This is a genomic window from Streptomyces sp. NPDC048337 (genome assembly GCF_043201175.1).
Classification (GTDB): domain Bacteria; phylum Actinomycetota; class Actinomycetes; order Streptomycetales; family Streptomycetaceae; genus Streptomyces.
On record NZ_JBICYR010000031.1, the window covers coordinates 47,781 to 73,984 of the forward strand.

31 protein-coding genes are annotated in these 26,204 nt (G+C 71.8%); 7 read left to right on the plus strand and 24 right to left on the minus strand.

The annotated features are described in order from the left end of the window. Nucleotides 1-17: 17 nt before the first annotated feature. The 7 genes from ACGFYU_RS33860 to ACGFYU_RS33890 all read right to left on the minus strand — a co-directional run bounded on the left by ACGFYU_RS33860 (nucleotide 18) and on the right by ACGFYU_RS33890 (nucleotide 5,078). Nucleotides 18-356 carry a DUF2516 family protein gene (locus ACGFYU_RS33860; RefSeq protein WP_393831130.1) on the minus strand — a complete coding sequence of 113 codons (339 nt, stop codon included), beginning with the start codon at nucleotides 354-356 and terminating at the stop codon, nucleotides 18-20. A gap of 90 nt (nucleotides 357-446) precedes the next feature. Next, on the minus strand, nucleotides 447-1,028 hold the full coding sequence (locus ACGFYU_RS33865) for a hypothetical protein (RefSeq protein ID WP_393831131.1): 582 nt from the start codon (nucleotides 1,026-1,028) through the stop codon (nucleotides 447-449). A 23-nt stretch (nucleotides 1,029-1,051) separates the two neighbouring features. Further along, on the minus strand, nucleotides 1,052-1,456 hold the full coding sequence (locus ACGFYU_RS33870; RefSeq protein WP_393831132.1) for a helix-turn-helix domain-containing protein: 405 nt from the start codon (nucleotides 1,454-1,456) through the stop codon (nucleotides 1,052-1,054). 26 nt (nucleotides 1,457-1,482) lie between these two features. Continuing rightward, nucleotides 1,483-2,262, minus strand: coding sequence for a putative protein N(5)-glutamine methyltransferase (locus ACGFYU_RS33875; protein ID WP_393831133.1), 780 nt, complete (start codon nucleotides 2,260-2,262; stop codon nucleotides 1,483-1,485). A 4-nt stretch (nucleotides 2,263-2,266) separates the two neighbouring features. Further along, entirely contained in the window at nucleotides 2,267-3,127 is an 861-nt protein-coding gene (locus tag ACGFYU_RS33880; RefSeq protein ID WP_393831134.1) for a sigma factor, read from the minus strand. A gap of 82 nt (nucleotides 3,128-3,209) precedes the next feature. Next, the gene (locus ACGFYU_RS33885; protein WP_393831135.1) at nucleotides 3,210-4,454 is read right to left on the minus strand and encodes a GNAT family N-acetyltransferase; all 1,245 of its coding nucleotides are present in this window, start codon (nucleotides 4,452-4,454) and stop codon (nucleotides 3,210-3,212) included. A 54-nt stretch (nucleotides 4,455-4,508) separates the two neighbouring features. Next, entirely contained in the window at nucleotides 4,509-5,078 is a 570-nt protein-coding gene (locus ACGFYU_RS33890) for an AmfC protein (protein ID WP_393831136.1), read from the minus strand. 136 nt (nucleotides 5,079-5,214) lie between these two features. On the opposite strand from ACGFYU_RS33890, the gene dtd reads away from it, so the two are divergent. Then, nucleotides 5,215-5,640, plus strand: a complete 426-nt coding sequence (dtd, locus tag ACGFYU_RS33895) for a D-aminoacyl-tRNA deacylase (RefSeq protein ID WP_351296765.1) — start codon at nucleotides 5,215-5,217, stop codon at nucleotides 5,638-5,640. Nucleotides 5,641-5,650: 10 nt separating this feature from the next. Here dtd and ACGFYU_RS33900 read toward each other — a convergent pair whose 3' ends face one another. The 14 genes from ACGFYU_RS33900 to ACGFYU_RS33965 all read right to left on the minus strand — a co-directional run bounded on the left by ACGFYU_RS33900 (nucleotide 5,651) and on the right by ACGFYU_RS33965 (nucleotide 16,805). Continuing rightward, a complete protein-coding gene (locus ACGFYU_RS33900; RefSeq protein ID WP_393831137.1) occupies nucleotides 5,651-6,619 on the minus strand; it encodes a YgfZ/GcvT domain-containing protein in 969 nt (322 codons plus the stop codon). A 21-nt stretch (nucleotides 6,620-6,640) separates the two neighbouring features. Further along, entirely contained in the window at nucleotides 6,641-7,087 is a 447-nt protein-coding gene (locus ACGFYU_RS33905; protein ID WP_393831138.1) for a Fur family transcriptional regulator, read from the minus strand. Between the two features lie 75 nt (nucleotides 7,088-7,162). Continuing rightward, a complete protein-coding gene (locus ACGFYU_RS33910) occupies nucleotides 7,163-7,735 on the minus strand; it encodes an FABP family protein (protein WP_393831139.1) in 573 nt (190 codons plus the stop codon). Nucleotides 7,736-7,999: 264 nt separating this feature from the next. Beyond that, complete coding sequence (locus ACGFYU_RS33915) at nucleotides 8,000-8,866, minus strand: hypothetical protein (RefSeq protein ID WP_393831140.1); 867 nt, start codon at nucleotides 8,864-8,866, stop codon at nucleotides 8,000-8,002. Beyond that, the gene (locus ACGFYU_RS33920; protein WP_393831141.1) at nucleotides 8,863-9,684 is read right to left on the minus strand and encodes a hypothetical protein; all 822 of its coding nucleotides are present in this window, start codon (nucleotides 9,682-9,684) and stop codon (nucleotides 8,863-8,865) included. Before ACGFYU_RS33920 ends, ACGFYU_RS33915 begins: the two co-directional genes overlap by 4 nt. Next, nucleotides 9,681-10,490 (minus strand): hypothetical protein, encoded by an 810-nt coding sequence (locus tag ACGFYU_RS33925; protein WP_393831142.1) that lies wholly within the window; start codon nucleotides 10,488-10,490, stop codon nucleotides 9,681-9,683. Before ACGFYU_RS33925 ends, ACGFYU_RS33920 begins: the two co-directional genes overlap by 4 nt. Nucleotides 10,491-10,593: 103 nt before the next feature. Next, complete coding sequence (locus ACGFYU_RS33930) at nucleotides 10,594-10,857, minus strand: DUF3099 domain-containing protein (RefSeq protein WP_393831143.1); 264 nt, start codon at nucleotides 10,855-10,857, stop codon at nucleotides 10,594-10,596. Nucleotides 10,858-10,903: 46 nt separating this feature from the next. Continuing rightward, a complete protein-coding gene (locus ACGFYU_RS33935; protein ID WP_393831144.1) occupies nucleotides 10,904-12,535 on the minus strand; it encodes an IS200/IS605 family accessory protein TnpB-related protein in 1,632 nt (543 codons plus the stop codon). A 215-nt stretch (nucleotides 12,536-12,750) separates the two neighbouring features. After that, nucleotides 12,751-13,041, minus strand: coding sequence for a DUF1416 domain-containing protein (locus ACGFYU_RS33940; protein ID WP_393831145.1), 291 nt, complete (start codon nucleotides 13,039-13,041; stop codon nucleotides 12,751-12,753). 61 nt (nucleotides 13,042-13,102) lie between these two features. Next, entirely contained in the window at nucleotides 13,103-13,948 is an 846-nt protein-coding gene (locus ACGFYU_RS33945) for a sulfurtransferase (RefSeq protein ID WP_393831146.1), read from the minus strand. Between the two features lie 199 nt (nucleotides 13,949-14,147). After that, nucleotides 14,148-14,237 (minus strand): Ms5788A family Cys-rich leader peptide, encoded by a 90-nt coding sequence (locus ACGFYU_RS33950; RefSeq protein WP_350875872.1) that lies wholly within the window; start codon nucleotides 14,235-14,237, stop codon nucleotides 14,148-14,150. Nucleotides 14,238-14,393: 156 nt separating this feature from the next. Further along, nucleotides 14,394-15,110, minus strand: coding sequence for a DUF2993 domain-containing protein (locus tag ACGFYU_RS33955; protein WP_393831147.1), 717 nt, complete (start codon nucleotides 15,108-15,110; stop codon nucleotides 14,394-14,396). Nucleotides 15,111-15,175: 65 nt separating this feature from the next. Next, a complete protein-coding gene (locus ACGFYU_RS33960; protein ID WP_393831148.1) occupies nucleotides 15,176-16,546 on the minus strand; it encodes a hypothetical protein in 1,371 nt (456 codons plus the stop codon). Between the two features lie 4 nt (nucleotides 16,547-16,550). After that, complete coding sequence (locus tag ACGFYU_RS33965) at nucleotides 16,551-16,805, minus strand: MoaD/ThiS family protein (protein ID WP_030718384.1); 255 nt, start codon at nucleotides 16,803-16,805, stop codon at nucleotides 16,551-16,553. 493 nt (nucleotides 16,806-17,298) lie between these two features. Between ACGFYU_RS33965 and ACGFYU_RS33970 the strand changes: the two genes are divergently transcribed. Both ACGFYU_RS33970 and ACGFYU_RS33975 read left to right on the plus strand, forming a co-directional pair. Next, a complete protein-coding gene (locus tag ACGFYU_RS33970) occupies nucleotides 17,299-18,090 on the plus strand; it encodes a response regulator transcription factor (protein WP_382642937.1) in 792 nt (263 codons plus the stop codon). A gap of 23 nt (nucleotides 18,091-18,113) precedes the next feature. After that, on the plus strand, nucleotides 18,114-19,136 hold the full coding sequence (locus ACGFYU_RS33975; protein ID WP_393831149.1) for a LacI family DNA-binding transcriptional regulator: 1,023 nt from the start codon (nucleotides 18,114-18,116) through the stop codon (nucleotides 19,134-19,136). Here the strand turns inward: ACGFYU_RS33975 and ACGFYU_RS33980 are convergent. Beyond that, a complete protein-coding gene (locus tag ACGFYU_RS33980; RefSeq protein WP_393831150.1) occupies nucleotides 19,108-19,830 on the minus strand; it encodes a hypothetical protein in 723 nt (240 codons plus the stop codon). The genes ACGFYU_RS33975 and ACGFYU_RS33980 overlap by 29 nt on opposite strands. Before the next feature lie 157 nt (nucleotides 19,831-19,987). On the opposite strand from ACGFYU_RS33980, the gene ACGFYU_RS33985 reads away from it, so the two are divergent. The 3 genes from ACGFYU_RS33985 to ACGFYU_RS33995 are packed head-to-tail and all read left to right on the plus strand — an operon-like array spanning nucleotide 19,988 to nucleotide 23,425. Continuing rightward, complete coding sequence (locus tag ACGFYU_RS33985) at nucleotides 19,988-21,199, plus strand: S1C family serine protease (RefSeq protein WP_393831151.1); 1,212 nt, start codon at nucleotides 19,988-19,990, stop codon at nucleotides 21,197-21,199. Nucleotides 21,200-21,254: 55 nt separating this feature from the next. Next, a complete protein-coding gene (locus ACGFYU_RS33990) occupies nucleotides 21,255-21,986 on the plus strand; it encodes a response regulator transcription factor (protein WP_393831152.1) in 732 nt (243 codons plus the stop codon). Then, nucleotides 21,983-23,425 (plus strand): sensor histidine kinase, encoded by a 1,443-nt coding sequence (locus ACGFYU_RS33995; RefSeq protein ID WP_393831153.1) that lies wholly within the window; start codon nucleotides 21,983-21,985, stop codon nucleotides 23,423-23,425. Before ACGFYU_RS33990 ends, ACGFYU_RS33995 begins: the two co-directional genes overlap by 4 nt. On the opposite strand, the gene ACGFYU_RS34000 is transcribed toward ACGFYU_RS33995, so the two are convergent. Both ACGFYU_RS34000 and ACGFYU_RS34005 read right to left on the minus strand, forming a co-directional pair. Next, entirely contained in the window at nucleotides 23,405-24,313 is a 909-nt protein-coding gene (locus tag ACGFYU_RS34000) for a phosphatidylinositol-specific phospholipase C (protein WP_393831158.1), read from the minus strand. The genes ACGFYU_RS33995 and ACGFYU_RS34000 overlap by 21 nt on opposite strands. Nucleotides 24,314-24,546: 233 nt before the next feature. Then, nucleotides 24,547-25,116, minus strand: coding sequence for a TetR/AcrR family transcriptional regulator (locus ACGFYU_RS34005; RefSeq protein ID WP_393831154.1), 570 nt, complete (start codon nucleotides 25,114-25,116; stop codon nucleotides 24,547-24,549). Between the two features lie 127 nt (nucleotides 25,117-25,243). On the opposite strand from ACGFYU_RS34005, the gene ACGFYU_RS34010 reads away from it, so the two are divergent. Next, nucleotides 25,244-26,044, plus strand: coding sequence for an alpha/beta fold hydrolase (locus ACGFYU_RS34010; RefSeq protein ID WP_393831155.1), 801 nt, complete (start codon nucleotides 25,244-25,246; stop codon nucleotides 26,042-26,044). Nucleotides 26,045-26,204: the final 160 nt, after the last annotated feature.

Sequence of the window (26,204 nt, forward strand, 5' to 3'; positions counted from 1 at the left end):
CCCCGGCCCGCGCGGGGTTACCGCCCGCCGTTGTAGGGCCCGTACGGCCCGTCGCTGCTGCTGCCACCGCTGCGCCGCCCGCCGCCCGAGACCTGCTTCAGGGCGGGGCGTACGTCGACGAAGAACACGATGGTCGCGACCAGACCGGCGATCTCCAGGAAGAGCATCCCCAGGAAGGCGTCCACCAGCACGGTGATGCCGAGGATCACCAGCCAGAAGGTCTTGGTCTGCTTGTCGGCCGCCCGGTACGCGTCCTCGCGCGCCAGCAGCGCGAACACGAACGCCACGACGGCGAGCGCCAGCATGGCGAACCCGAGCAACGGGAGCACCCCGTTATCGAACCCGTTCATCAGCATCGCTTCGACCGCCTTCTCATCTGCCGCTTTTGTTCCACGCTACCGGGCCGGACCCCCAAAGGGTGCCCGGCCCGACGGCGCTCATGCGCTTCAGCTCGCGTCACCCGGCGTGGCGGCGGCCTTCTTGGCCGTGCTCTTGCGCGCGGGGGTCTTCTTCGCGACGGGCTTCTCCTCGGCCTCGGCCTCGGCCTCGGTCCCGTTCGCCTGCTTCGCCTCCGGCTCCGCCTCGGGCTCGACGGCGACCGCGATCTCGACGATCTCCTCGGAGACCTCGCCCCGCCAGGCCCGTACGGCCTGCTCGCCGTGCTCGGCGACCTTGTCGTACGTCTCCTTGGCGCGGACCAGGTACTCGGCGGTGACGCCGACACCGCGCAGCGCCAGGTCCTGGGCGGTCTCCCCGAGCTTCTTCGGGTCGATCGCGCCGAGCACCTCGGCGACCTTGGCGGCGACGACCTCCTGCGCCTCCTTGGCCGCTTCCCTGGCCTTCTCCTGCACGACCTTCGGGTCGGTGTTCTTCACGGCCTCGATGCGCGCGGGAGCCTCGGCGCGCAGCTGCTCGACGAGCCCGGGCACCTTCTTGGCCTGCTGCAGGGCCAGGTCGGCGGTGCCGGCGGCGAAGTAGAGGGGCGTCGGGTCGGTGAGGGTCTTCTTCAGGTCATCGGCGATGGCCATGTGGTGGTCCTCCCGGATCAAGTTCAGTTCGTCGTCTTCGGCGGCATCTCACCGGATTCGCCGGAGTCACCGGCCGACGCGTCGAGTGCGTTCTCCTTGCGGAACGACTCGTAGATCTGGAGCAGCACCTGCTTCTGCCGCTCGTTGATGGACGGGTCGGCGAGGATGACGGCCCGCGTCTCCACCTCGTCCCGGTCCCGCTCATCCAGGATCCCGGCCTGCACGTACAGCGTCTCCGCGGAGATCCGCAGCGCCTTGGCAAGCTGCTGGAGGATGTCCGCGCTCGGCTTGCGCAGCCCGCGCTCGATCTGGCTCAGGTACGGATTCGACACCCCCGCCGCGTCGGCCAGCTGCCGCAGCGAAAGCTGGGCCTGCCGACGCTGCTCACGGAGGTACTCGCCGAGATTTCCGACGTTGAGCGATGCCATGACCCCATCCTGCCCGACTCTGCTAACTATTGCAAGCAGCTGCTTGCAACATCTCCCACCACCACCGTCGCCCAGAACTCCTCCGAGGTCGCGACCCGGGTGCTCAGGCCCCCCGCGGTCAGGGCCTCGGCCGTCGACGGGCACTGGCGGGCGCTCGTCTCGATCAGCAGCCGGCCGCCCGGGGCCAGCCAGGGCAGGGCGCCCGCCGCGACCCGGCGGTGGATGTCCAGGCCGTCCGCCCCGCCGTCCAGCGAGACCAGCGGCTCGTGGTCCCGCGCCTCCGACGGCATGAAGCCGATCTCCTCCGTCGGGACGTACGGGGCGTTGACCACCAGCAGATCCACCCGGCCCCGCAGCGACGCCGGGAGCGGCCCGTACAGGTCGCCCTCCCACACGCTGCCGCCGTACGGGGCCACGTTGCGCCGCGCGTACGCCAGCGCCTCCGGGTCGATGTCCGCCACGTGCAGCTCCACACCGCCCGGCACCCCCGCCGCCACCGCCGCGCCCAGCGCGCCGACCCCGCAGCACAGGTCCAGTACGACCGCCCCGGGCCGGGCCAGCGCCACCGCCTCCCGCACCAGGAACTCCGTACGCCGGCGCGGCACGAAGGCCCCCGCGCCCACTTCCATGCGCAGTCCGCAGAACTCCGCCCAGCCCACCACGTGTTCCAGCGGTTCACCGGCGACCCGGCGGGCCGCCAGCTCCGCCAGGTGGCCCTCGTCGCGCGCGGCCGCGGCGAGGAGGTCCGCCTCCTCCTCCGCGAAGACGCAGCCCGCCGCGCGCAGTTGTTCCACAAGAGTCGTCAAATGCTCATTCCTCGATGTGCGAAAGGGTGAAGTCCAGGCGGGCCAGCCGGGCCGGATCCGCCAGCACGTCAAGGGCGACGATACGGCCGTCGACCACCGTGAAACCCATGGCCGCCACCACCCGGCCGCCCGGCGGAACGGTGACGACCCCCGGCACGCCGTCGACCAACGCGGGCCTCGCGTACGGCGCCAGCCGCTGGAAGGTGAGCGCCTGCCGGGCCACCGCCCCCGCGCCCAGCGCCGTCTCCGCCCGGTCCACGCGCAGCACGACCTCCGGGTCCAGGACCGCGACGAGGTCCTCGAAGCTGCCGCCGCGGGCGGCGGCCAGGAAGGCCGCGACGACCTCCTCCTGCCCGACCGCCCCGGAGTCCGGCGGCTCGTGGGTCGCCGAGGGAGCGGGCGCCCCGCCCCGCACCCGCCGCCGGGCCCGGCCCGCCAGCTCGCGGGCCTCGTCCGGGCTCCGCTCCACGATCGGCGCCACCTCCTCGAAGGGCAGCCCGAACATGTCGTGCAGCACGTACGACATCCGCTCGGCTGGCTCCAGTTGCTCCAGTACGACGAGCAGCGCGAGCCCCACCGAATCCGCGAGCAGCACCTCCCGCTCCGGCCCCGCCCCCGGCGCCGTTCCATGGGTGCGGGCGCGCAACTGCTCCAGGCAGACCCGGGCGACGATGCCGGTCAGCCAGCCGCCCAACTGATACCTCTCGCCGCCGTCCGAGCTCGCCGCGCCGTCGATGCGCAGCCACGCCTCGCGGAGCGCCTCCTCCGTCTCGGCCGCCGATCCGAGCATCCGCCGGGCGACCGCCCGCAGATGCCCGCGCTTCTCCTCGAACCGCGCCGCGAGGTACTCGCTGTCACCGGCCATGGTGGGGCTCCCCTCGTCCGCACTCCCCGCTCCGTCACCACACTGACCGCTCCCGACCGGTCGATGTGACAGGGGCGGCGGATCAGAAGATGTCCGGGCACCACGGCCGGCGCGCCGTACGGAACACCGCGTCGGCCAGCGCGACCGCCCCCGGCCGCTCCTCCGCCACCCGGCCCAGTGCGGCCAGCCGCACCGCCGACTCGTCGCCGAGGTACAGGGCACCCAGCGCGGACACGTCCAGCCGCAGGTCGGCCGGCCCCTCCGTCCGCACGCACTCGGCGGTGCCCGCGTCCAGCCGGTAGCGGCCGTCCGCGAGCCCCGCAGCGTCGGTCACCTCCAGCACGAGCACCCCGGGGACGGCGTACGTCCGCGCCCGCAGCGCCCGTACGACGTCCAGCAGCCGCACCCACAGGAAGTCCGCGGAGGCCAGCGGCCTGGCGGCGCGCGGATCGGGGAGCAGCTGCGCGACCAGGTCGTCGGGCGCGCGGTAGCCGGTGCGCACCTTCAGCACCCAGTCGATGGAGCACAGGAACTGCCACAACGCGCGCTCCGCCTGCGGGGTGACCGCGATCAGGTCCCTGACCTGCAGGGTGTTCAGCGGGACCTTCGCGTCCGTCCAGTGGTCGTCGGAGGTGTAGACGGCCAGGCCGGCCACCTCGCCCGCCGCCGTCCGGTACACGGCGTGGAACTTCTCCTTGTACGGCCGGTGCGACATCTCCTCGGCGCCGGTCGTCAGGTTCCACCAGCGCTCTTCCCGGTTCACCGCCCCGTGCGTGACCGCCCGCAGCCGCTCGTGCAGCTCCGGGCCCACCCGGCGCACCTCGGCCACGTCCACCAGGTCGATCCGCCCGCCGTCCACGGGCCGCGACAGGCGGCGGTCCAGTCCGGTCCGCGGGACGTCGATCTCCCATTCCGTGAGCGAGGCGCCGGGCCCGTACCCGTAGCGGCCGTAGATCGGGTACTCGGCGGCGATCAGCGTCGACACCACGTCCCCGCGCGCCTGCGCGGCGGCGAGGTCTGCGGCCATCATCCGGGTCAGCAGACCCTGGCGGCGGTGGGTGGGCAGCACCGTCACGTTGGAGACGGCGCTGGAGGGGACGGACGCCCCGCCCGGCACGGTCAGCTGCTGGGCGAAGGAGCGGAAGGTCGCCACACAGCGGCCGGTGTCGGAGTCGAAGGCGCCCTGGATGCGGGCGAAGTCGCTGTATTTGGCGCGCTGGGCAACGTCGGACTGCGTTGCCCGGCCCGGGGTCAGGAACCCCGCGTTCAGGGACTCCATCCACTCGGGGAGTTCGGATTCGGCGATCGGCCGGACGTCAGCACTCATAACGGGCCACGCTAACCGCCCGGTCGGACCGAGTCGCCCGAATTTTCCGCGGCCTCAGGTCAGCAGATCGTCCACCTGCGCCTCGCCCTCCCGGTACCGCCGGGTGATCTCCGCACTGCACTCGTCCACCGTGCGCTGCAACTGCTGCCGCCGCCGCGAGACCTGCTGCTCGTACCGGACCAGCCGCCCCATCCCGTCGTACAGTTCACCGTCCGTACGGGCACTCAGGTCCGAGAGCTCCACGTCGGCCAGCATCTCCGCCGCCAGCAGCCGGTACTCCTCCCCGTGCGGGGTCCCGAGCGTGACGTGCCGGGCGGAGGCGCTCCGGCTGGAGGGCGCGTCGGCGAGGATCTCCGAAAGCCGGTCCACCACCGGCGCCTCGGGATCGGTCCGCCGGGCCAGCTCGGCCCGCAGGATGTCGATGCGCCCCTGGAGCAGCCGGCGCACATAGCTCAGATCGGCCTCGTCGCGCTGCGCGTCCCGGCGCAGCGCCCGCAGCTCGGGCAGCCCGAGCGCCCCGGCCGGAGTCGGGATCCCGGGGACGTCGGCGGTGCGCTGCGCGGGCGGTCGTACCGCGGCAGCGGCTGCGGGTGATGCAGGTACGGAGGTACCAGAAGTATTCATACGAACGAGTCCGTCCCCTCGACCGGTGCGGCGCACCCGCACCGCCTGCGTGCATGGTGCCACTCTCCGTGGTCCCGATGCAGTCCCACTCCACCCGATCGGCCCCGGACGGGTGCACGCCTGGTACACAGGTGGTATGCGAGCAGTGGTGCAGAGGGTGGACGGCGCGAGCGTCGTCGTGGGCGGCGAGACCGTGGGCGAGATCGTCGGCGAGGGGCTGTGCGTGCTGGTGGGGGTGACCCATGACGACACGCCGGAGAAGGCGGCGGTGCTGGCGCGCAAGCTGTGGTCGGTACGGATCCTGGAGGCGGAGAAGTCCTGCAGCGACGTGAACGCCCCGCTGCTGGTGATCTCCCAGTTCACGCTCTACGGAGACGCCCGCAAGGGCCGTCGGCCCACCTGGAACGCGGCCGCGCCCGGACCGGTCGCCGAGCCGCTGGTCGACGAGGTCGTGGCGCAGCTGCGCGCGCTGGGCGCGACGGTGGCGACGGGCCGGTTCGGCGCGGACATGCGGGTCTCGCTGACCAACCACGGCCCGTTCACCATCGTCATCGACGTCTAGCGCGCGGGCGTCACGGCGCCACCACGACCTCCTGCGCGGCGGCCGTCTTGCCGACCAGCAGCGGCGCGTCCACCGGCACGTTCCGCTTGACCAGCGCGAGGGCGATCGGGCCGAGCTCGTGGTGGCGTACGGCGGTGGTGACGAAGCCCAGCTGGCGGCCCTCCTCCCCGTCGGCGGCGAGCCGGACCGGGGCGCCGTGCGCCGGGAGCACCACCTCGGAGCCGTCCAGGTGCAGGAAGACCAGCCGGCGCGGGGGCTTCCCCAGGTTGTGGACGCGGGCCACCGTCTCCTGGCCTCGGTAGCAGCCCTTCTGGAGGTGGACGGCGGTGCCGATCCAGCCCAGCTCGTGCGGGATGGTGCGGTGGTCGGTCTCCAGGCCGAGCCGCGGCCGGTGCGCCTCGACGCGCAGGGCCTCGTAGGCGAGCAGGCCGGCGGCCGGGCCGTGCGCGGCGGCGAAGGCCTCCAGCCCGTCGCGGGGCAGGAAGACGTCGCGGCCGTAGGCGGTCTCCCGTACGACGAGCTCCTTGGCGACCTCGGCGATGGATCCGGCCGGCAGGTGCACGACCGCGAACTCCGCGGTGCGGTCGGCGACTTCGACCTGGTAGAAGAACTTCATGGACTCCAGGTAGGCGATCAACTCCCCCTGGGTGCCCGGCTCCACGTGCGCCCACGTGGTCTCGCCGTCGTCGACGAGGTAGAGCGCGTGCTCGATGTGGCCGTTCGCGGAGAGGACCAGCGCCTCGGTGGCCTGCCCGGCGGGCAGCTCGGTGAGGTGCTGGGTGAGCAGCAGGTGCAGCCAGCTCAGCCGCTCCGGTCCGGTGACGGTGACGACTCCGCGGTGCGAGAGGTCGACGAAGCCGCGGCCGTCCGCGAGGGCGCGCTGTTCGCCGTACAGCTCTCCGTAGTGGGCGGCGACGCCCTCGTCACGGCCTTCGGCCTGCACGGCGCCGGGGAGATGGAGCAAAGGGCTGCTGGTCATGGGACCAAGCGTACGACTCGGCTACGCGTGTCCGTCACGGTGTTCGGCCGCACACTTTCTGCACAGGCCGAAGATCGCGAAGTGCTTCATGTCGGTCTCGAAGCCGAAGGTGGTACGGAGCTTCGCGGTGAACTCGGCGGCGACGTCCACGTCCGCCTCGATCACGTCCTCGCATTCGCGGCAGACCAGGTGGATGTGGTGGTGCCGGTCGGCGAGGTGATAGGTGGGGGCCCCGTGCCCGAGGTGGGCGTGCGAGACCAGCTTGAGCTCCTCCAGGAGCTCGAGCGTCCGGTAGACGGTGGAGATGTTGACCCCGGACGCGGTTTTGCGCACCTGGGCGAGGATCTCGTCCGGGGTGGCGTGCTCCAGGGTGTCGACCGCCTCCAGCACGAGCTGGCGCTGCGGTGTCAGCCGGTATCCGCGCTGCCGCAGGTCGCTCTTCCAGTCGGTGCCCTCTGTGCTGACCACCCGGCCAGTGTAAGCGCGCGAAGGGGACCGCGGCCCGTGCCGCGGTCCCCTTCTCAACCAGTGATCAAGCGACGATCAGCGGAAGAACGCGATGCCGTCGTCCGGCATGTCCGGAAGGTTGCGCGCCATCTCGGCGACCTCCTCCGGGGTGACGACCTTCTTCAGCTGGGCCGACATGTACGGGCGCAGCTCGACGTCCGGGGTGGCCTTCTCGCCGACCCACATCAGGTCGCTCTTGACGTAGCCGTAGAGCCGCTTGCCGCCGCTGTACGGGCCGGAGGCCGCGGTGCGGGCGACCGCGTCGGTGACCAGGTCGATCTGGGGCTTCTGGTCGGCGAGCTCCCCGTACCAGACCTCGACGACGCCCTGGTCGCGGACCATGACGATCTCGACCTTGCGGTCATTGTCGATGCGCCAGTAGCCCGACTCGGATTCGAGCGGCCGCACCTTGTTGCCCTCGGCGTCGAGGACCCAGGTGCGGGAGTTGTACTCCAGGAAGTCCCGGCCGTCGTGGCTGAAGACGACCTCCTGGCCGAAGTTGCACTTCTCCTCACCCGGGAAGTCGAAGACGCCCGCGCCCTCCCAGTTGCCGAGGAGGAAGGCGAGGGGGACGAGGCCCGGGTTCAGGTCGGACGGGATCTGGATCATGAATGGCTGCTCAGGCGATCTGTGGGAGGGGTTCCGGGGCGGTCGGCTGGGCGGACGCTCAGCGCTGACCCTGGTACAGCTTCTTGACGGCCAGGCCGGTGAAGGCGAGGACGCCGACGCAGACCAGGACCAGCAGGGAGGTGAAGACTGCCTCAAGCACGGGGTGCTCCTCGGAATTCGTTCAGGGGGCGATACGGGCCGGTCCCCAAGCCTACTGGCCCGGGGACCGGCGCACTGTGTGAGGTAGGCCGTACCGGCCGCCGGTCAGTGCAGCAGCTCGCGCTGCAGCATCCCCGTCTGGTGGAGCGGCACGGCCGCGACCTCGCCCTTGCGGGTCTGGAAGATGACGGCCACGAGGTCTCCGGCCTCGACGCAGCCGACCTTCACCTGATCGTCACCGTACGGGCGGGCCTCCGTGAGGAATGACATGCCCGAGACGTCCAGTGCGCGCTGGCTGGTCTTGGCCTTGCTCCAGGTGGTGTCGGGCTCCATGCGGTTGACGCCGTTCACCTTCATGTTGATGCCGCAGCCCTGGAAGGCGTTCTCGAAGCCGGAGGAGTGGAAGCGCAGCAGGTAGACACGGGTACGGGTGCCGTCCGGCATCAGCCAGCCGCGGCCGACGATCTGGCGCAGGCCGTCGTCGGTGAAACCCTGCTTCATCTTCTCCCGCTCGGCCGACTCGTACTCCTCCAGGAAGGTGTCCGGGGACACCGCGGAGTCCTTCTCCAGCTTCATCGCGGGGTCCGGCGTGGACCCCTTCGGGGCGGGAATCAGGAGCTCAAAGGCGGCCGCGTAGTGGATGCCGTCCTTGTTGTCCTCGGCGAAGGGCAGGGCGGCGCCGGGCGGCAGCGTGGGCTTGGCCGGCGCTGGGAAGACCCAGCGGCCGTCGTCCTTCGTGGCGAGTCCCGGGATGTCGGTGCGCTCGGGGCGCGTGATCCCGTACGCGACGCCCGCGCCGGCGACGGCGAAGACGGTGACGGCGGCGGTCCAGCGGAGGAGGGCGAACAGCTTGCGGCGGTCCTTGGGCGCCGTGCCCTGCGGGGCTTCGGCGGGCACCGCGTCCTGCGGCCCCGGGGCCTTCACGGTGTCGACCGGTTCCGGGCCGGCTTCGGTCGCGTTCTGCTCGGTCACACGCTCTCCCCGGGGGTCTTCAGGTGGCTCAGCTGGTTCTTCAAGAAGGCCGCGGCGTCGGAGGCGGAGAAGGGCTTGGGCCCGTAGGCGCGGAAGCTGACCAGCACGTCACCCTGGATCGCCACGCATTCGATCGAGTCGATCTTCTCCTTCTTCTCCTCTCCGATGGCGAGGAGCGAGCACTTGGCGTCCGGGTAACCGTCCACCTTCGGCGCGTCGCGAGCGTCACCGAGGAGGTCGAGGAGCTTCTTGCTGATCTCGGAGAACTGGCCGAGGGCCTTCGGGTCGGCCTGCATCAGGCGTACCTCCAGCACCATCTCGCCGCCGCTCTTGGTGTAGCTGCGCCCGGCCAGCCCCTTGAGCTTCAGCTCCGCGAACGCCTCGTCGCGCTTCTTGCGCTCGGTGCTGGACAGGCCGTTGCGGGCCTCCTTGAGGCTCTCAACGGCAGCTTCGCCGGAGACGAAGAAGTTGTTGCCGTCGCCGTCGAGGTCCGGGCCCAGCCGGAAGGTGCTCGGCACCGGCAGCAGCTTGCCCGACAGCTCGTTCGGCGGCACGGCGGCCGGTGTCCGGGGGCTCACAGGGTCCTCGCCCTCGGCCGTCCAGTAGCGGGTGGGCGCGGTGCGGTCGGCGTCGGCGATCGCGGAGGCACCCCATGCGCCACCACCCACGAGGAGGGCCGCGGCCAGTCCTGCGGCGGCGAGGGCGACCTTCTTGCGGTGGACCGGTCGCCGCGTGGGCTCGGCCGTCGCGACAGCGGCCGCCGGGGCGGGCTGCGGAACCTCGGGAGCCGGGTTCGTCTCGTTCAGCGGCTCGGTCACAGTCGCTCCAGCTGTCGCTTGGCCAGGTCGATGAGATCGCCCTCGGCGATGTTCCTGCCACGCTTTTCGTAGTAGAAGATCTCCACGACGATGTCCCCGCGGCGCACTTCCGCCGTCGCGATCCGGACCGGGTAGTACCCCGGCTTCTCTTCGGTCTTCGACGCCACCCACACGTGCCCGACCTCGTCGGCGACACCCGGGACGGCCGCACCGGAGTTGCCCGCTTCCTTCTCCCGGTAGCGGGCCTGGCCCTGCTGGAAGTCCTCCGCGTCGTTGCGCTCGCGGAACTGGAGCAGCCGCACCTCGACGAGGACGTTCTCGCCCCCCGTCCACCTCGTCGACACGGCGCGGCGGAGGTCGTCGTTCACGATGTTGCGCAGGCCCGCGGCCGGGTCCTTGAAGTTCGTGGCGAACCAGTCGAGGGACTCGTAACCGGCGCCCTCCAGCACCTCAGCCCCCTTCGGCGCCTCGATCAGGAGCTTGCTGAGGTCGTCGTCGGTCTTGTGCCAGCGGTTGGCGTTGATCGTCTTGTTCGTCGTGGCGTCGTCCGGCGCGAGCGCCTTCGGTGTCACGACCTTCTGGGCCAGCGGCGGCAGCGCCGTCGGCTCGCGGTGGTACTGGATCGCGTAGCCGGTGACCGTGCCGGCGAGGATGCCGAGGACCGCCGCGCCCGCGATCAGGAGTGTCGTGCGGCGGCCGCGGCGGCGCGGGGCCGCGTCAGCGGCGGGGGCCAGGTCCGGAGTATCCGCATCCGGCGCGGTCTCCCCCTCTTTCCGCTGCTCGGGGATGGTCTGTTCGTGTTCCAAAGGAAGTCCCCCACAGGACTGGAGGCGCGGGCTCGTTGCCCGTGCGTACCCATGACCCGTTCCGGGGGGAAGCAGTTGTATCGATGCTTATTACATTCTTATCTCACTCGTCGGGGCGCCGCTTTCCGTCCAGTTCGTCCCACCACTCGTCCGACTTCGGGTCCCCCGAGGGGTCGTCCCACCAGCGGTCGTCGGGGCCCCGGCGGTTCGCGACCATCGCGGCGACCGGCGGGATGACCATGGCGACCACGCACAGGGCCACGGCCGCCTCCACCGAGAGCAGCCGCACGAAGGACCAGGCGGAGACGAAGAGGAACAGGCATCCGCCCATGAGCCAGAAATAAGCGCGTCGGCGCCGCGCGTACATGCCTCAAGCGTAGAACCAGCCGCGTCCAGTGGCGTCCAACCGTTCCTCAAAGACCGAGCGGGAGTGAGTCCTGTCTCCAGAACCCGTGCTCAGCCGAACGCCCCGAACGGTCTTGGGCGTTCTGGTCCCCCGCGTTCACTCCGCGTCCGGTCCCGGCGGATCGTGTCCGCGGTCCGGGGATGCGGTGGCGGGATTCCTCACACCCAAGGGCTTCCAGTCCAGCCTGGGCGGTCCGATGCCTACGACGATCGCTCCGGTCGTCGTAGGGCGGTGCCGTCCGTCGCCTGATGGGGTGTCCTTGGGCGCGCCTGCCAATCGCGATGCTTGCGGCATCGTGACGGGTGGTAGTGCGGTTCTTGCTCGTAAGGGGCTTCTGCCAGTGCTGGGCGCCCCACTTGGAGGTATAGGCCGGGTCGACTGCGATGATCGCGATGCTGGCCTGGCCTGCCATGGAGGTCAGGCGCGCCCGCAGGTTCCCGGTAGGCATGACGGAGATCAACTGCCTGAAACGCTTCCTGCGCCCATGCTTCTCGCAGGTCTTCTCCGCGCTGAAGTCCAAGTCCTCGATCGCGATCGCGGTGACCTCGCAGCTGCTGGTCCAGTGCAGCAGCCGGGTCAAGGCGTGCCGGACCTGGGCGTCACGGTGACCTGCCGTGCCAGTGAGGTCGAACCGGAACCGGCGGGGAGCGCCGATCGGATTGCCGTGCTGGTCAAGGCGCCAGGCTGCGAGATGGTCGGCGTTCATGTCGACGCCGATCACACCGTGCGCGAGAGCGGCGTCGAGCGGGACGGTCCGGGTAGGTGGGTAGTGCCACGACGCGCTCAGGTACCAGCGGTGCCGCTCCGTGTCGTAGTGGACCCGGTAGGCCACGGCCCGGTCGGCTCCCACTCGGTCGGCCCACTCCGTGCCACGGTGCGCGAACGCGATACGGGAGGTGAGAACGTACCGGCCGCGCTTCGCGTTGGCCAGCCCTGCGAGCGGGGTGGGCAGCTTGATGCTCACCTCACCGTCCGGCGTGACACGGATCGTCTCGTTCCCGAACCTCTTACCGGACTCCCCGTCTGCCTGCAGGAACCAGCGCGACGCCTCCCAACGATCCCGCCACTCGGTCTCGGTGAGCCGGGCGGCATCGAGGTGGTTCCTGGTGCCCAACAGGTGCTTGCCGCCTCGAACGACGCGGACCCGCCCACTGTCGTGGTCCTCCCGCGCACGGCCCAGCCGGTCTTCCAGCACGTTCAGGCGTCTGGTCTTGGCGAACCATTCCCGCTTGCTGCGGTAACCACCCGGAGCCCCTTTGGAGCCCTTCTCCCCAAGCGGGAGCGACAGGCGATGCCTGATCGTCCGGATGCCGGCTTCAAGGTCCCGGATGTGCGCGGCCTGACCACGCCGGGCCAGGCCCCACTGGTCGTGCGTCGCCTTGGTGACCGCCCCCGCCCACCGCGACGACGCGGCCGGCGTCAGCTCCCGCTTGCGGGCCGCCCAAGTGGCCGTGGAATGATCCAGCCCGTCGGCACACCGCGCCCTGAGATCACGCGATGCCAGGACACCGAGGTGCGCACCCGTCCGGCGCAGTACCGCCTCGTCCTGCGGCGTGAGGTCCTTCAGCCGGGCCCGCACTGTGACACCGGCGGGGCCGAGCGCGACGAACGGCGCCGACAGCTCGCGCAATCCGCCCACTCCACACCCCCTCGCGCGTCGAAGAACCCCTCGCGATCACCAACGACCACCGCCCCCGAAGGTCACGCATTCGACGCAAGAACACACGTTCCCGCCGACCGGAGCCGCCCCCGGACGGCGCGAAGGGCCGCACCCAGTTCCAAGCGGCGTCCAAACCCCTGGGGTGCGGCCCTCCGGCCGGTCTTTCGGTGCTCAGTACGCGAGCACGTCGGTCGTCAGACCGCGATCGCCACGTCCGTCACGCCGCCGGCCTCGGCGACCACGACGGCGCGGTCCTTCTGGGCACCCGGGACGAGCGCCCGCAGCGTCCAGGAGCCGGTCGCCGCGTAGAAGCGGAACTGGCCGGTCGCCGAGGTCGGGACCTCGGCGGTGAACTCGCCGGTCGAGTCCAGCAGGCGGACGTAGCCGGACACCGGCTCGCCGTTCTGGGTGATCTGGCCCTGGATGGCCGTCTCACCGGGCTTGAGCGTCGAGAGGTCGGGCCCGCCGATCTGTGCTCCACACATGTTCTCTGTCCTGTCCTAGAGAGGTCGTACGTCTACTGCGAGGGCGTCGCGTGCCCGCTGATTACTTGTTGGCGCCGAGCTCGATCGGCACGCCGACGAGCGAGCCGTACTCGGTCCACGAGCCGTCGTAGTTCTTGACGTTCTCCTGACCCAGGAGCTCGTGCAGCACGAACCACGTGAGCGCGGAGCGCTCACCGATGCGGCAGTAGGCGATGGTGTCCTTCGCCAGGTCGACCTGCTCCTCCTGGTAGAGGGCGGTCAGCTCGTCGTCGGACTTGAAGGTGCCGTCGTCGTTGGCGTTCTTCGACCACGGGATGTTGCGGGCGCTCGGCACGTGGCCGGGGCGCTGCGACTGCTCCTGCGGGAGGTGCGCCGGGGCGAGCAGCTTGCCGGAGAACTCGTCGGGCGAGCGGACGTCGACCAGGTTCTGGTTGCCGATCGCGGCCACGACGTCGTCGCGGAAGGCGCGGATGGAGGTGTCCTGGGCCTTGGCCTTGTACTGGGTGGCCGGGCGGTTCGGGACGTCCTTGCCGTCGACCAGGTCGCGGGAGTCGAGCTCCCACTTCTTGCGGCCGCCGTCGAGCAGGCGGACGTCCTGGTGGCCGTAGAGCTTGAAGTACCAGTAGGCGTAGGACGCGAACCAGTTGTTGTTGCCGCCGTAGAGGACGACGGTGTCGTCGTTCGAGATGCCCTTGGCGGAGAGGAGCTTCTCGAAGCCCTCCTGGTCCACGAAGTCGCGGCGGACCGGGTCCTGGAGGTCGGTCTTCCAGTCGATCCGGACGGCGTTGGTGATGTGGTTCTTGTCGTACGCGGACGTGTCCTCGTCGACCTCGACGATGACGACGTTGGCGTCGTTCAGGTGGGCCTCGACCCAGTCGGCGTCTACGAGGACGTCGCTGCGGCTCATGGTGTTCTCCTCCGGGGCAGTGTGCGGCGGGGCTGTGCTGGTCCAGCTGGTGGTTGCTGGTACTGCGGGGTGCTGCGTGCGTGCGTCCGGGTGCGCTCGATGGTCCTTGCGCGGGGAGGCGTCAGGGATCAGGAGGCGGGTACGCCACGCGGGGAAAAGCCGTCGTCCGGCTGGCTGATGGAGCGGATGCGCTCACATGTCACATGGATCGACAGAGCATGGCGGCGACGCGACACAGGTCTACTGCCCGCCGCTTCGTGAGGTCCGCCTGCTGATGCTTCATAGCCATGGATCGTAGGGACGAACCGGCCACCCTGTCACCGGCGTGTCATATCCCGAGACAGGATCGTCCGAATATTGGGATCGGATGCTCCCCGGGCGGCCGCCGCGCCGCCCCCGGAGCCCCTCGTACGGCCCGTCCTTCTGCGGATCGGACCGCACTGTCTCACGATCCGGCCATCACCACGTTCGAGCCGTCCAGCGTGAGGTGTACGCCGGTCTCGTCCGAGGTCAGGGCCGAGAGGTGGAGCCCGGCCGGCAGACCGCTGTCGAGGCCGCGGTCGAAGTCGGTCTTCTTGCGGACCAGCTTCTCCAGCCCGGGGATGCCCTCACCCGGCACCTCTTCGGCACGCACGCGGACGATCTTGCCGCCCTTTCCGTCCTTCGCGTCCTCAAGGGTGATGGTGGACACCACGCTGCGCGTCAACGTCCTGCCGAGGACGTCCACACCCGCCGTCACCTTCACCTTGCCCGGCGCCCCGCCGTAGGAGAGGCTCGCGCCGGTCTGCGAGGCCGCCGAGAGGTCCCCGTACGTGATGAGCGCGGTCCCCTTCGCGGTCTTGGCGGTGCCGCGGCTGTAGTCCCCGTTCAGCGTCACACCACGGAAGGTCGCGTCGAGCTCGGAGAGGCGCGTCTTGCGGCCGTCCGCCATCACCTCGACGCCCCGGAGCTTCAGGTCGACCTGGTCGAGGTCGCGGCTGAGCGCCTGCGTCAGGAAGGGGAACCCGTGGATGTCCACCTCCGAGCTGCCGGCCAACCCCTGTCGGGCCTGGATCCGGTCGGCCAGCCGGTTCTCGGCGTAGCTCACCGCCCAGCGGTCCACTCCGACGAAGATCGCGCCCAGCACCACTCCGATGATCACAACGACACGCAGAAAACGCACGTGCCCCTCCCCCTACTAGTCGGTACGTGCGATCAAGTGGACCATGACCGGCCGTCAAGGGGCCGTCAGGCCACCACCCGGCCGATCAGGTAGACGGCGGGCGCGGCCGCGGCCAGCGGCAGCGCGACACCGGCCGTCATGTGGACGAACTTCGACGGGTAGTCGTACGCCGCCACGCGCAGCCCGATCAGCGCGCAGACCCCGGCGACGAGGCCGATCAGCGCCCCGCCCACACCGACGCCGGCCAGCCCGCCGACGGCGATGCCCGCACCGGCGGCCGCGGCCAGCGAAACGCCGACCGAGGGAGCGGTGGGCAGCGGCAGCGCGCGGGCGAAGACGGCGACGGCCACGGCGGCCGCGCCGACGGTCACGGCGCCGGTGTCGGCGGCCAGGTAGCCGGCGCAGACGATGGCGAGTGCGGCGGAGGCCACCGAGGCCATCAGCCCGTACATCCGCTCGTCGGGGTCGGCGTGGCTGCGCAGCTGGAGCACGAGTGTGAGCAGCACCCAGGCGCCGAGGGTGCCGATGACCGCGCCGGGGCCGTACGAGTCGTCCACCGCGAGCACGGCCACATCGGCGACGAGGGCTCCGGCGAAGGCGAGGGCGATGCCCTGGCGGGCGGGCCACATGCCGTTGAGGCGGAACCAGCCGGCCGCGGTGAGCCCCTGGAGGGCGATCAGCGGCACGACGAGCGCGAGCTTCCCGAGCGCCGCCGCCACGGCGAGCAGGATCCCGAGGGCGGCGGTCAGTATGGCCGACTGCGGGCCGGGGTCGATGATCGGCGACCGGCCCTCGGCGCGGGCCTGGGCCGGGTCGACGGCGCGCAGGGTGTTGCCCGCGAGGGTGGGCGGGGACCAGGCGGGCTCCTCCTCGGCGGCGGGCGCGGCCGCCTCCGGCAGGGGCCGCACGGGCGGCAGGTACGCGGTCTCCTCCGCGGGGGCGGCGGCCGTCTGCGGCGGGAGGTAGGCGGTCTGCTCGGCCGCCGACCAGTCCTGGGCCGGGGCCGGAGCCGGGGCCTGGACCTCGTCGCGGAACCACCCGTCCGGAGCAGCCGGAGCCGGCGCCGGGGCCTGCTCCACGTACGGCGGCAGGTAGGCCGTCTGCTCCGCGGCCGGAGCGTGGACCTCGTCGCGGAACCAGCCCTCCGGGGCCGGGGCCTGCTCCTGGTACGGCGGCAGGTACGCGGTCTGCTCGGCCGCCGGAGCGGGGTGCGACCAGTCCTGGCCCGGGGCGGGGGCCGCCGGGGCCGCCGGGGCCTCGTCCCGGAACCACCCCTCGGGCGCGACCGGCTGCCCCGGCACCCCGCCCAGCGGCGGCTGCACCGGCTGGTAGCCGGTGTCCCAGGTGTCGGACTGCCAGGTCTGGGTCCCGTACGGGTCCTGGTACTGCTCCTGCTGCTGGTGCTGCTGGTGCTGCTGCTCCTCGGGAGTGCTCATCGGCTCACCCGCCCGCGAACGGCGGGAGCACCTCGACGGTGCCCCCCTCGGTCAGCAGGACGGCATCGTGCGGGCGCTTGCCCACGGGCTCGTCGTTCACGAGGAAGGAGCAGCGCAGCAGGACCCGGGTCAGCTCCCCGGGGTGGCGTTCCCGCACGGCGTCGAGCGCCTCGGCCAGTGTCCGCGCCGAGTACGGCTCCTCCGCCGTCTTGGCCGCGGCCTTGGCCGCCGCCCAGTAGCGGATGGTTCCGGTTGCCACTGCAGCTCCTATCGTCGGCTCTCTACCGTCGGCCTCCATGATGACCCCTCCCGCCGCCCGCTCAGGCGTGCCTCCGCGCGCCCCCTGTGCACCCGGGCGGCCCGGCCGTCCCGCCCGGCGGGCCGCCGATCGCATGAAACCGGGGCATACTCCCCCAGCTACCGCTGGGAGGTGCCCCCAGGTGCTGGGCGTGGCAGGAACCACAGAAGAGGAGCGGAAGAGGCCTCGGCCGGGGAAGGGTCGGTGGGCTATTCTGCTGCGAGAGGATCCGGGCAACGTTGCCCCCGGGTCCTTTTGTGCTTTCAGCACGTTGAACGAACCGAGAACAGTGGTATCCATCCGGACCTCAGGGCGCGGGGACCGGGCGGAGACCACGCACCACACGTACGAAGCAGAACCACGCATGTCCTCGACGGGACCGAGGAGGAACCGACGTGATGGACCAGCGAACCGTGTTCGACCTGCCGACCGGAACCGGGCGGGGTGGTCGGGCATGAGCTCCCTCCTGCTGCTGACCAACGCCCTGCAGCCGTCCACCGAGGTGCTGCCCGCCCTCGGCCTGCTGCTGCACAACGTCCGGGTGGCCCCGGCCGAGGGCCCGGCGCTCGTGGACACCCCGGGTGCCGACGTCATCCTCGTGGACGGGCGCCGCGACCTGCCGCAGGTGCGGTCGCTGTGCCAGCTGCTCCGGTCCACCGGGCCCGGCTGCCCGCTCCTCCTCGTCGTCACCGAGGGCGGCCTCGCGGCCGTCACCGCCGACTGGGGCATCGACGACGTCCTGCTGGACACCGCCGGCCCGGCGGAGGTCGAGGCGCGGCTGCGGCTGGCCACCGGCCGCCAGCAGCTCGGCTCGGACGACTCCCCGATGGAGATCCGCAACGGCGACCTGTCGGTCGACGAGGCGACGTACTCGGCGAAGCTGAAGGGCCGGGTCCTGGACCTGACCTTCAAGGAGTTCGAGCTGCTCAAGTACCTCGCGCAGCACCCGGGCCGCGTCTTCACCCGCGCCCAGCTGCTGCAGGAGGTCTGGGGCTACGACTACTTCGGCGGCACCCGGACCGTGGACGTCCACGTACGGCGCCTGCGCGCCAAGCTCGGCCCCGAGCACGAGTCGCTGATCGGTACGGTCCGCAACGTCGGCTACCGCTTCGTGACGCCGGAGAAGGTCGAGCGGGCGGCGGCGGAAGCCGCGGCGCAGGCGGCCGCGAAGGCGGCGGAGGCCGTCACCCGGACGGCCGAAGAGCCTGTGATCGTCCACTCGGCAGGACGCCCTGCCCAGAGGTAGGTCACCCCGCGTAGACTTCGCGCGTGGCCAAGGTGACGCGGGATGACGTAGCGCGACTGGCGGGTACTTCGACCGCCGTCGTCTCGTACGTCATCAACAACGGACCCCGGCCGGTCGCCCCGGCCACGCGCGAGCGTGTCCTCGCCGCGATCAAGGACCTGGGCTACCGCCCGGACCGGGTCGCCCAGGCGATGGCCTCGCGGCGCACCGACCTCATAGGCATGATCGTCCCCGATGCCCGTCAGCCGTTCTTCGCGGAGATGGCGCACGCGGTCGAACAGGCCGCCGCCGAGCGCGGAAAGATGGTGCTGGTCGGCAACTCCGACTACCGCACCGAGCGCGAGGTCCACTACCTGCGGGCCTTCCTGGGCATGCGGGTGTCGGGCCTGATCCTGGTCAGCCAGGGCATGAGCGAGCAGGCCGCCTCGGAGATCGAGGCCTGGGACGCGCGGGTGGTCCTCCTCCACGAGCGCCCCGAGGCGATCGACGACGTCGCGGTCGTCACGGACGACATCGGCGGCGCCCAGCTCGCCACCCGCCACCTGCTCGAACACGGACACGAGTACGTCGCCTGCATCGGCGGCGTCGAGAACACCCCGTCCGTCGGCGACCCGGTCGCCGACCACGTCGAGGGCTGGCGCCGGGCCATGCAGGAGTCCGGCCGCTCGACCGAGGGCCGGCTCATCGAGGCCCCGTACAACCGCTACGACGCGTACAAGGTCGCCCTGGAGGTCCTGGCCCGGCCGGACCGTCCGACGGCGATCTTCTGCGCGACGGACGACCAGGCCATCGGCGTGCTCCGGGCCGCCCGCGAACTGCGCATCGACGTGCCCGGGGAACTGGCCGTGGCGGGCTTCGACGACGTCAAGGAGGCGGCCCTCACGGACCCGCCGCTGACGACGATCGCCTCGGACCGCCCGGCGATGGCCCGAGCCGCCGTGGACCTGGTCCTGGACGACGCCCTGCGCGTGGCGGGCTCGCGGCGCGAGCGCCTGAAGCAGTTCCCGTCGGCCTTGGTCATCCGCCGCTCCTGCGGCTGCCGCTAGGCGTCCCCGGTCCCTTCTCTTCGCAGGCCAGGGAGGCGCAGAGGCGTACCTCGGTGACGCCGGGCAGCTTCTCGATCTTCTTCCTGATCCAGACGTGGTTGGCGTCCGCGCGGTAGTCGACCGTGAGGTAGGAGCGGTCCTGCCAGGTGAAGGTCTGGGTGAGCGTGGCCCTGTACGTCTTCAGCTCGTCCACGCCGCGCCGGAAGCGCGGCTCGCGGAACCTGGCCGAGGAGTCGACCGTGACCCGGTAGTACGTGCCCGGATGCGGGGGCGGGTGGCCGGCGTTGGTGCCCGTACCACCGGGCATGTAGAGCCCCAGGCCCACCAGCACCATCAGCGCCGCGGCGGCGCCGCCCCCGCCGAGCACGAACCGGGCGCCCGGCCGGTTGCGGCCGTCCGCGAAAGCGGCGATCAGCAGCAGCACGGCCGCCGGGAGGAACAAGATCATCCCGAGGAGGGCCGCGACCAGCGACCAGCCGAGCAGCACGATGCCGATGACCAGGCAGCACCGGGCGAACAAGCGCGGCGCGCGCAGCTGCGTCAGCGGGACGACGACGGGGATCGCCGTCATGACGAAGTAGCCGGCCAGCAGGCTGGGGAGCCCGATGAACAGCCCCGGCACCATCGTCACCACCGCCGCCACGGCCCAGCCCCACTGCCGCGCGGCCACCTTCTCGACAGCATCCCCTGCCATACCCGCCCCCAGGATTTGAACTTGTTCAGTTGAACGCGTTCAAGCTAGCAGCCGCGCACATGGTCCGCCAGGTCCTTATATCGGGCATACGCGGTTCTGTCGGGCTTCTCAGGTCAGACTCAGGAAGCTCTCATGATCGGCGGCGAGAGTCGTAGCCATGACCGAGAGCTTCCGCCGCGAAGGCGAGTACCCCCAGGAGAACCTCCCCCAGCTACCGCTGGGAGGTGCCCCCAGGACCCAGCACGCGCCGTTCGGCGAGGACTGGCAGCGGGGTCGTGACCGGCTCGCGCAGGACGCGGGAGTGGCCGGGGCGTACCCGCCGCCGCCCGTGCACCCGCCCGCCGCGCCCGGATGGCACGAGGCGCACCAGCCTCCGGTCATCCGGGGCGAGACGGTCCCCGAAGCACCGCAGGGCCACGGCCCGGCCCACGCGGCCGCCCCCCGCGCCAAGAAGCCGGTCGCGCTGCTGGCCGCCGTCGCCCTCGCGGCCGCCGTGGTCGGCGGTGGCACGGCCGCCGCGGTCCAGCAGCTGCTGGGCACCCGGAACGGCACCGGCTCCGGCGGCGTGAACGGGACCAACGTCTCGCAGTCCAGCAACGGCACCGTCTCCGGCGTCGCCGAGCAGAACAGCCCCTCGGTCGTCCGCATCGACACCCGTACCGGCTCCGGCCAGGGCACCGGCTCCGGCATCGTCGTCACCGCCGACGGCGAGATCGTCACCAACAACCACGTCGTCGCCGGCGCCTCCGAGATCCAGGTGACGATGAGCGACGGCAAGAAGTACTCCGCCAAGGTCGTCGGCACCGACCCCGACAAGGACCTCGCCCTCATCAAGCTGCAGGGTGCGAGCGGCCTCAGGCTCGCCAAGCTCGGCAACTCCGACGGCGTCAAGGTCGGCGACCAGGTCGTCGCCATCGGCTCCCCCGACCGCCTCACCGGCACGGTCACCAGCGGCATCGTCTCCGCGCTGAACCGCGAGGTGAACGTGTCCAAGCCGGAGACCCAGCAGTCCCCCCAGCGCGGCGGCGACGGCTGGCCGTTCTCCTTCAACGGCCAGCAGTTCAACGGGAAGACCGGCAACGACACCGCCTCCTACAAGGCCATCCAGACGGACGCCTCCCTCAACCCGGGCAACTCCGGCGGAGCCCTGTTCAACATGAACGGCGAGGTCGTGGGCATGCCCTCCGCGATCTACTCCCCTTCCTCGGGCAACTCCACCGCCGGCAGCGTCGGCCTCGGCTTCGCCATCCCGGTGAACACGATCAAGGCGGACCTGGACTCCCTCCGCAAGGGCGGCCCGGGCGGCGCAGGGGGCACCTCCGGCACCGGCGGCGACAACAGCGGCAACGGCTTCGACACCTCGTTCTGACAGACGGCCGTGCGACGCTGGAGGGAACGTCACGACCACCATGGAGGCACCGTCCATGCACCCCGCCGAAGGCGAAGCGCGCATCCTCGTCGTCGACGACGAGCCGGCCGTCCGAGAGGCCCTGCGCCGCAGCCTCGCCTTCGAGGGGTACGCCGTACAGACCGCGGTCGACGGGCTCGACGCCCTCGACAAGGCGGCCTCGTACGCCCCCGACCTGATCGTCCTGGACATCCAGATGCCCCGGATGGACGGTCTGACGGCGGCCCGGCGGCTGCGCTCCGCGGGCAGCGTCACCCCGGTCCTGATGCTCACCGCCCGCGACACCGTCGGCGACCGCGTCACCGGCCTCGACGCGGGCGCCGACGACTACCTCGTCAAGCCCTTCGAGCTGGACGAGCTCTTCGCCCGCGTCCGCGCGCTGCTGCGCCGCAGCTCCTACGCCGCCCCGCGGCCCGGCACCGACCGCCACGAGGACGCGCTGACCTTCGGCGACCTGCGCATGGACCTCGCCACCCGCGAGGTCACCCGGGCCGGGCGCCCGGTGGAGCTGACCCGGACCGAGTTCACGCTGCTGGAGATGTTCCTCGCGCACCCGCGCCAGGTCCTGACCCGGGAGCAGATCCTCAAGACCGTCTGGGGCTTCGACTTCGAGCCCAGCTCCAACTCCCTGGACGTGTACGTGATGTACCTGCGCCGCAAGACCGAGGCGGGCGGTGAGCCCCGCGTGGTCCACACCGTGCGCGGGGTGGGCTACGTCCTGCGCGCCGGCGAGAGCGGGCCCGAGTGAGCCCGGCCGCCAGATTCCGCGCCCTGCCGCTGCGCTCGCGGCTGGCGCTCCTGGTCACCGTGGCGGTGGCACTGGCCGTGGCCGCCGTGTCCGGGGTGTCCTGGGTGATGGTGCGGGCCCAGCTGGACAACCAGCTGAACCAGTCCCTGATGTCCACCAACCCGACCGCACAGGTCCTCGACCGGCTGCGCCAGGGCTGTCCCGCCCGCCCTCAGGCACAGGTCCCGCAGGACATCGCCGAGAAGCTGAACGCGACGGTCCAGATCGTGACCGCAGACGGCGGCCACTGCTGGGTGAGCGGCCAGACCGACCTCCCGGTCACGGACACGGACCGGGAGGTCGCGGCCGGCCGCAAGACCAAGGCACTCCACGACGCGATGACCGACAACGGCGTCGCGATGCGCGTGTACACCTTCGCGGCGCAGACCCAGCCCGGCGCCCCGATCTTCGCGGTCTCGGTGGCCCGGCCGCTGGCCGACGTGGACAAGCCCCTGTCGACCCTGGCCTGGGTCCTGCTGCTCGTCTCCGCCGTCGGAATCGTGGGCGCGGGCGCCGCCGGTCTGTGGGTGGCCCGTACCGGGCTGCGGCCCGTCGACGAACTGACCGACGCCGTGGAACACATCGCCCGGACCGAGGACCTCACCGTACGGATCCCCGACCGGGGCGACGACGAGATCGCCCGCCTGTCGCGGTCCTTCAACTCCATGACGGCCGCCCTCGCCTCCTCCCAGGAGCGGCAGGCGCAGCTGATCGCCGACGCCGGGCACGAGCTGCGCACCCCGCTCACCTCCCTCCGTACCAACATCGAGCTGCTCGCCCGCAGCGAGGAGACGGGCCGGGCCATCCCGCCCGAGGACCGCAGAGAGCTGCTGGCCTCGGTCAAGGCGCAGATGACGGAGCTCGCCGCGCTGATCGGGGACCTCCAGGAGCTGTCCCGCCCGGACGCCTTCTCCCCGGGACCCCTCGGGGTGGTGGCCCTGCACGAGATCGCCGGGAGCGCGCTGTCCCGGGCCCGGCTGCGCGGCCCCGAGCTGGACTTCACCGCCGAGCTGGAGCCCTGGTACGTACGGGGTGAGGCGGCCGCCCTGGAGCGCGCGGTGGTCAACGTCCTCGACAACGCGGTGAAGTTCAGCCCGCCCGGCGGCGCGGTCGCGGTGACGCTGCGGGCGGGCGAGCTGGCCGTACGGGACCACGGGCCGGGCATCCCCGCCGAGGAACTCCCCCACGTCTTCGAGCGGTTCTGGCGCTCCCCGCAGGCCCGCGCCCTGCCCGGCAGCGGCCTGGGCCTGTCCATCGTGGCCCGTACGGTGCAGCGCGCGGGCGGCAGCGCCGAGCTGCGGGCGGCGGCCGACGGCGGCGCGGGGACGGAGGCGGTGCTCCGCTTCCCGGGGGCGCCGACCCCGCCGCCGGCCGGGCCGTCAGTTGTGCCGGATCAGTGAGGCGACCAGGCCGGAGCGGGTGTTCGGGAAGTCCATCGGGACGATGCCCAGCCCGGTCCGGCCGGACATCTCCCCACCGTCGACGAAGGCGTGCACCTGCGGATTGAGCCGGTCGGAGTTCCAGCGCGGCGGCATGTACGCGGAGGTGCTGGTGTAGTTCACGAACAGCTTGCCGGGCTGCTGGACGGCCTTGCGGAAGTGGCTCTCGATCTTGCCGCGCTTGGCGAAGGGCTCGGCGTTCCAGTCGTCCTGGATGTCGAAGACGTTGCCGTCGCCGTAGCGCAGGCCGGGCAGTCCGCCGTTGTCGGCGAGGAGGACCACCTTGCCGCGGGCCTGCCCGAGGTTCGGCAGGGCGTCGGCGATGCGGAAGAGGGGGCGCCAGCCCCGGCCGTCGAGGTAGTCGTCGAAGACGGCGCGGAAGGTCGCGTCGCTGTCCGTGGAGTACTCCTGCTTGAGCCGCATCAGGACGGTCTCGGAGGGGTGCGCGGCGAGGAAGTTCGCGCAGGCGACGAGCACGTCCCCGAACATGAGGTTCTGGTAGAAGGACCCGTGGTGGATGGCGAAGGAGCCGCCGGTGACGCGGCACCGCACGTCCAGGAAGCGGATCCCGGAGTCGAGCTGTTCGCCGATCGAGGTGTTCTGGCAGGCCACGTAGAGCCCGCCCTGGCGGGCGCCGGAGTCGTGGGTGCCGGGGATGGTCATCCGCTGGAGGGCGGTGGAGTCGGCCAGGCCGGCCATCCAGTCCTGCGTGCCCAGTGCCCGTGCGGCCGCCGACGCGGGTGAGGCCGCCGTACCGAGCGCCACGGCGGCGCCCGCGGCGAGCGCCCCGGCCAGGAAGCCGCGGCGTCCCAGGCCGGTGAGCACACCCGTACCGGTGCCCGTGCGCATGCGTATGCGCGTTCTCGCGGCCGTGCCGACGGCCGTGACCGCGCCCGCATCCATGGCCGTGCTCACGGCGGCGCCCGCACCCGTGCCCGCGCCCGTCTCCGTGCCCACGGCCGCGCCCACGCCCGCGTCCGTACCCGTGCCCGATGCCACGCCCATGCCCGCCCCTTTGCCGACCCAGTGGTGGGACCGGATTATGGCGTGCGGAGCCTGCCTTTACTACCCGTCGGTAGCGGTCAGCTTTCGAGCAACTCGACCATCGTGCGCAGCCCTTGGAGGATCTCGCCGCCGTTCGGAGCCTGCTCCGGGTCGGTGAGGGTCTGCACCATCACCCCGCTCAGCAGCGCGATGTGCATCGAGCCGAGGGCCCGTACGTCCTCCTCGGACACCTCGCCCTCGGGGACCCCGCGCAGCGCCGCGGCCACCATGCGCCGGTTCCGGCGCTGGCCTTCGGCGAGGATCGCGAGCAGCTCGGGCGCCGACTGCGCGTGCACGAAGGCCTCTACGGAGGCCAGCCACAGCCAGCGCGTCTCGCCGAAGTCCCGGATCTTACGGTCCCACGTGTCGGCGTAGCGCTCCCCCGGCGTGTCGCCCTGGCCGGCGAGGCGGCCGGAGCCCGCGGCCCACTCCTCCATCGCGGCGAAGAGCGCCTGGTTGAGCAGGGCCTCGCGCGATCCGAAGTGGTAGCCGATCGCGGCCATGCTCACCTTCGAGGCCGTGGCGATGTCGCGCACGGTCGTGCGCAGGTACCCCTTCTCCTCCAGGCAGCGGCGCGCTCCGGCCAGCAGGTCCTCCCGATTTCCCATGCCGGGATCGTAGCCGCCCACCCTTCTTGCACAACCGCCCAAGACAAACGTATTGCGCAAGCGCCCAACCCCTGGCAGGCTGAAGCCACCGGAAGTCGCAAGACCGAGGAAACAACGGGGAGACACCATGCGCCACGAGCTGAAGATCGACGACCGCACCCTGTCCTACCTGGACTCCGGAGGCCCCGGCCGCCCCCTGCTCGCCCTGCACGGCGGGCTCTCCGAAGGCGGCGCCTTCATCGGCCTGGCCCAGGCCCTCGGCGACGAGTGGCGGGTCATCGCCCCCGACCAGCGCGGCCACGGCGACTCCGACCGCGCCCCGCACTACCGCACCGAGGGGTTCGTCGCCGACGCCCTCGCGCTCCTCGACCACCTCGGTCTGCACGCCCCGGTGGCCGTCCTCGGCTACTCGCTGGGCGGCATCACAGCCGTGCACCTGGCGGCCGAGCACCCCGGCCGGGTCAGCGCCCTCGTCAACGTCGACTCCACCATCGAGGTCCCCCTCACCGGAGCCCCCGAGGCCGGGCGGGCGCCCGCCGGGTTCGAGTTCCTGCACACCATGCGCTACACCGCGGCCACCCGCGAGGAGCTCCTGGAGGCGGCCGGGCCGATCGGCTCGCAGTTCGTCGCCCAGGCCCTGCGCCCGCTGGCCGACGGTGGCTGGCGGCTGCCCTACCACCCGCAGGACATGCTCGACGCCATCGCCGGGGCGCGCGGCGACCACTGGGACGCCTGGCTCGGCAGCCGCTGCCCCGCCGTGCTGATCCACGCCACCGGCAGCGCGCCCCTCCCGCAGGCCACGGCCGAGGCGATGGTCTCCCGACGCCCCGGCACCTCGTACATCCCCCTGGACGGGGACCACTTCGTGCCCTTCACGCAGCCGGACGCCTTCCACACGGCTGTCGGGAAGTTCCTCGCCGGCCTGTGACCCCGCCGCCCGCGTCACGGGGGTGCGCGGGAACGGCAGAGGGGGGGGGGGGGGGCCCCGCCCCCCCCCCCCCCCCCGCCGGGGGGGCGCGGAGGGACAAATTAATAGGTGTTTGGGGGGGGCCCCCCGGGGGGGGGGGGGGGCGGGGGCGGGCGGGCGC

Coding starts and splice junctions, on each gene's coding strand:
- ACGFYU_RS33860 (WP_393831130.1), bottom strand. CDS start 356: ATGCTGATGAACGGGTTCGATAACGGGGTGCTCCCGTTGCTCGGGTTC.
- ACGFYU_RS33865 (WP_393831131.1), bottom strand. CDS start 1,028: ATGGCCATCGCCGATGACCTGAAGAAGACCCTCACCGACCCGACGCCC.
- ACGFYU_RS33870 (WP_393831132.1), bottom strand. CDS start 1,456: ATGGCATCGCTCAACGTCGGAAATCTCGGCGAGTACCTCCGTGAGCAG.
- ACGFYU_RS33880 (WP_393831134.1), bottom strand. CDS start 3,127: ATGGCCGGTGACAGCGAGTACCTCGCGGCGCGGTTCGAGGAGAAGCGC.
- ACGFYU_RS33885 (WP_393831135.1), bottom strand. CDS start 4,454: ATGAGTGCTGACGTCCGGCCGATCGCCGAATCCGAACTCCCCGAGTGG.
- ACGFYU_RS33890 (WP_393831136.1), bottom strand. CDS start 5,078: ATGAATACTTCTGGTACCTCCGTACCTGCATCACCCGCAGCCGCTGCC.
- dtd (WP_351296765.1), top strand. CDS start 5,215: ATGCGAGCAGTGGTGCAGAGGGTGGACGGCGCGAGCGTCGTCGTGGGC.
- ACGFYU_RS33900 (WP_393831137.1), bottom strand. CDS start 6,619: ATGACCAGCAGCCCTTTGCTCCATCTCCCCGGCGCCGTGCAGGCCGAA.
- ACGFYU_RS33910 (WP_393831139.1), bottom strand. CDS start 7,735: ATGATCCAGATCCCGTCCGACCTGAACCCGGGCCTCGTCCCCCTCGCC.
- ACGFYU_RS33930 (WP_393831143.1), bottom strand. CDS start 10,857: ATGTACGCGCGGCGCCGACGCGCTTATTTCTGGCTCATGGGCGGATGC.
- ACGFYU_RS33940 (WP_393831145.1), bottom strand. CDS start 13,041: ATGTGTGGAGCACAGATCGGCGGGCCCGACCTCTCGACGCTCAAGCCC.
- ACGFYU_RS33945 (WP_393831146.1), bottom strand. CDS start 13,948: ATGAGCCGCAGCGACGTCCTCGTAGACGCCGACTGGGTCGAGGCCCAC.
- ACGFYU_RS33950 (WP_350875872.1), bottom strand. CDS start 14,237: ATGGCTATGAAGCATCAGCAGGCGGACCTCACGAAGCGGCGGGCAGTA.
- ACGFYU_RS33960 (WP_393831148.1), bottom strand. CDS start 16,546: ATGAGCACTCCCGAGGAGCAGCAGCACCAGCAGCACCAGCAGCAGGAG.
- ACGFYU_RS33970 (WP_382642937.1), top strand. CDS start 17,299: ATGAGCTCCCTCCTGCTGCTGACCAACGCCCTGCAGCCGTCCACCGAG.
- ACGFYU_RS33980 (WP_393831150.1), bottom strand. CDS start 19,830: ATGGCAGGGGATGCTGTCGAGAAGGTGGCCGCGCGGCAGTGGGGCTGG.
- ACGFYU_RS33985 (WP_393831151.1), top strand. CDS start 19,988: ATGACCGAGAGCTTCCGCCGCGAAGGCGAGTACCCCCAGGAGAACCTC.
- ACGFYU_RS33990 (WP_393831152.1), top strand. CDS start 21,255: ATGCACCCCGCCGAAGGCGAAGCGCGCATCCTCGTCGTCGACGACGAG.
- ACGFYU_RS34000 (WP_393831158.1), bottom strand. CDS start 24,313: ATGCGCACGGGCACCGGTACGGGTGTGCTCACCGGCCTGGGACGCCGC.
- ACGFYU_RS34005 (WP_393831154.1), bottom strand. CDS start 25,116: ATGGGAAATCGGGAGGACCTGCTGGCCGGAGCGCGCCGCTGCCTGGAG.
- ACGFYU_RS34010 (WP_393831155.1), top strand. CDS start 25,244: ATGCGCCACGAGCTGAAGATCGACGACCGCACCCTGTCCTACCTGGAC.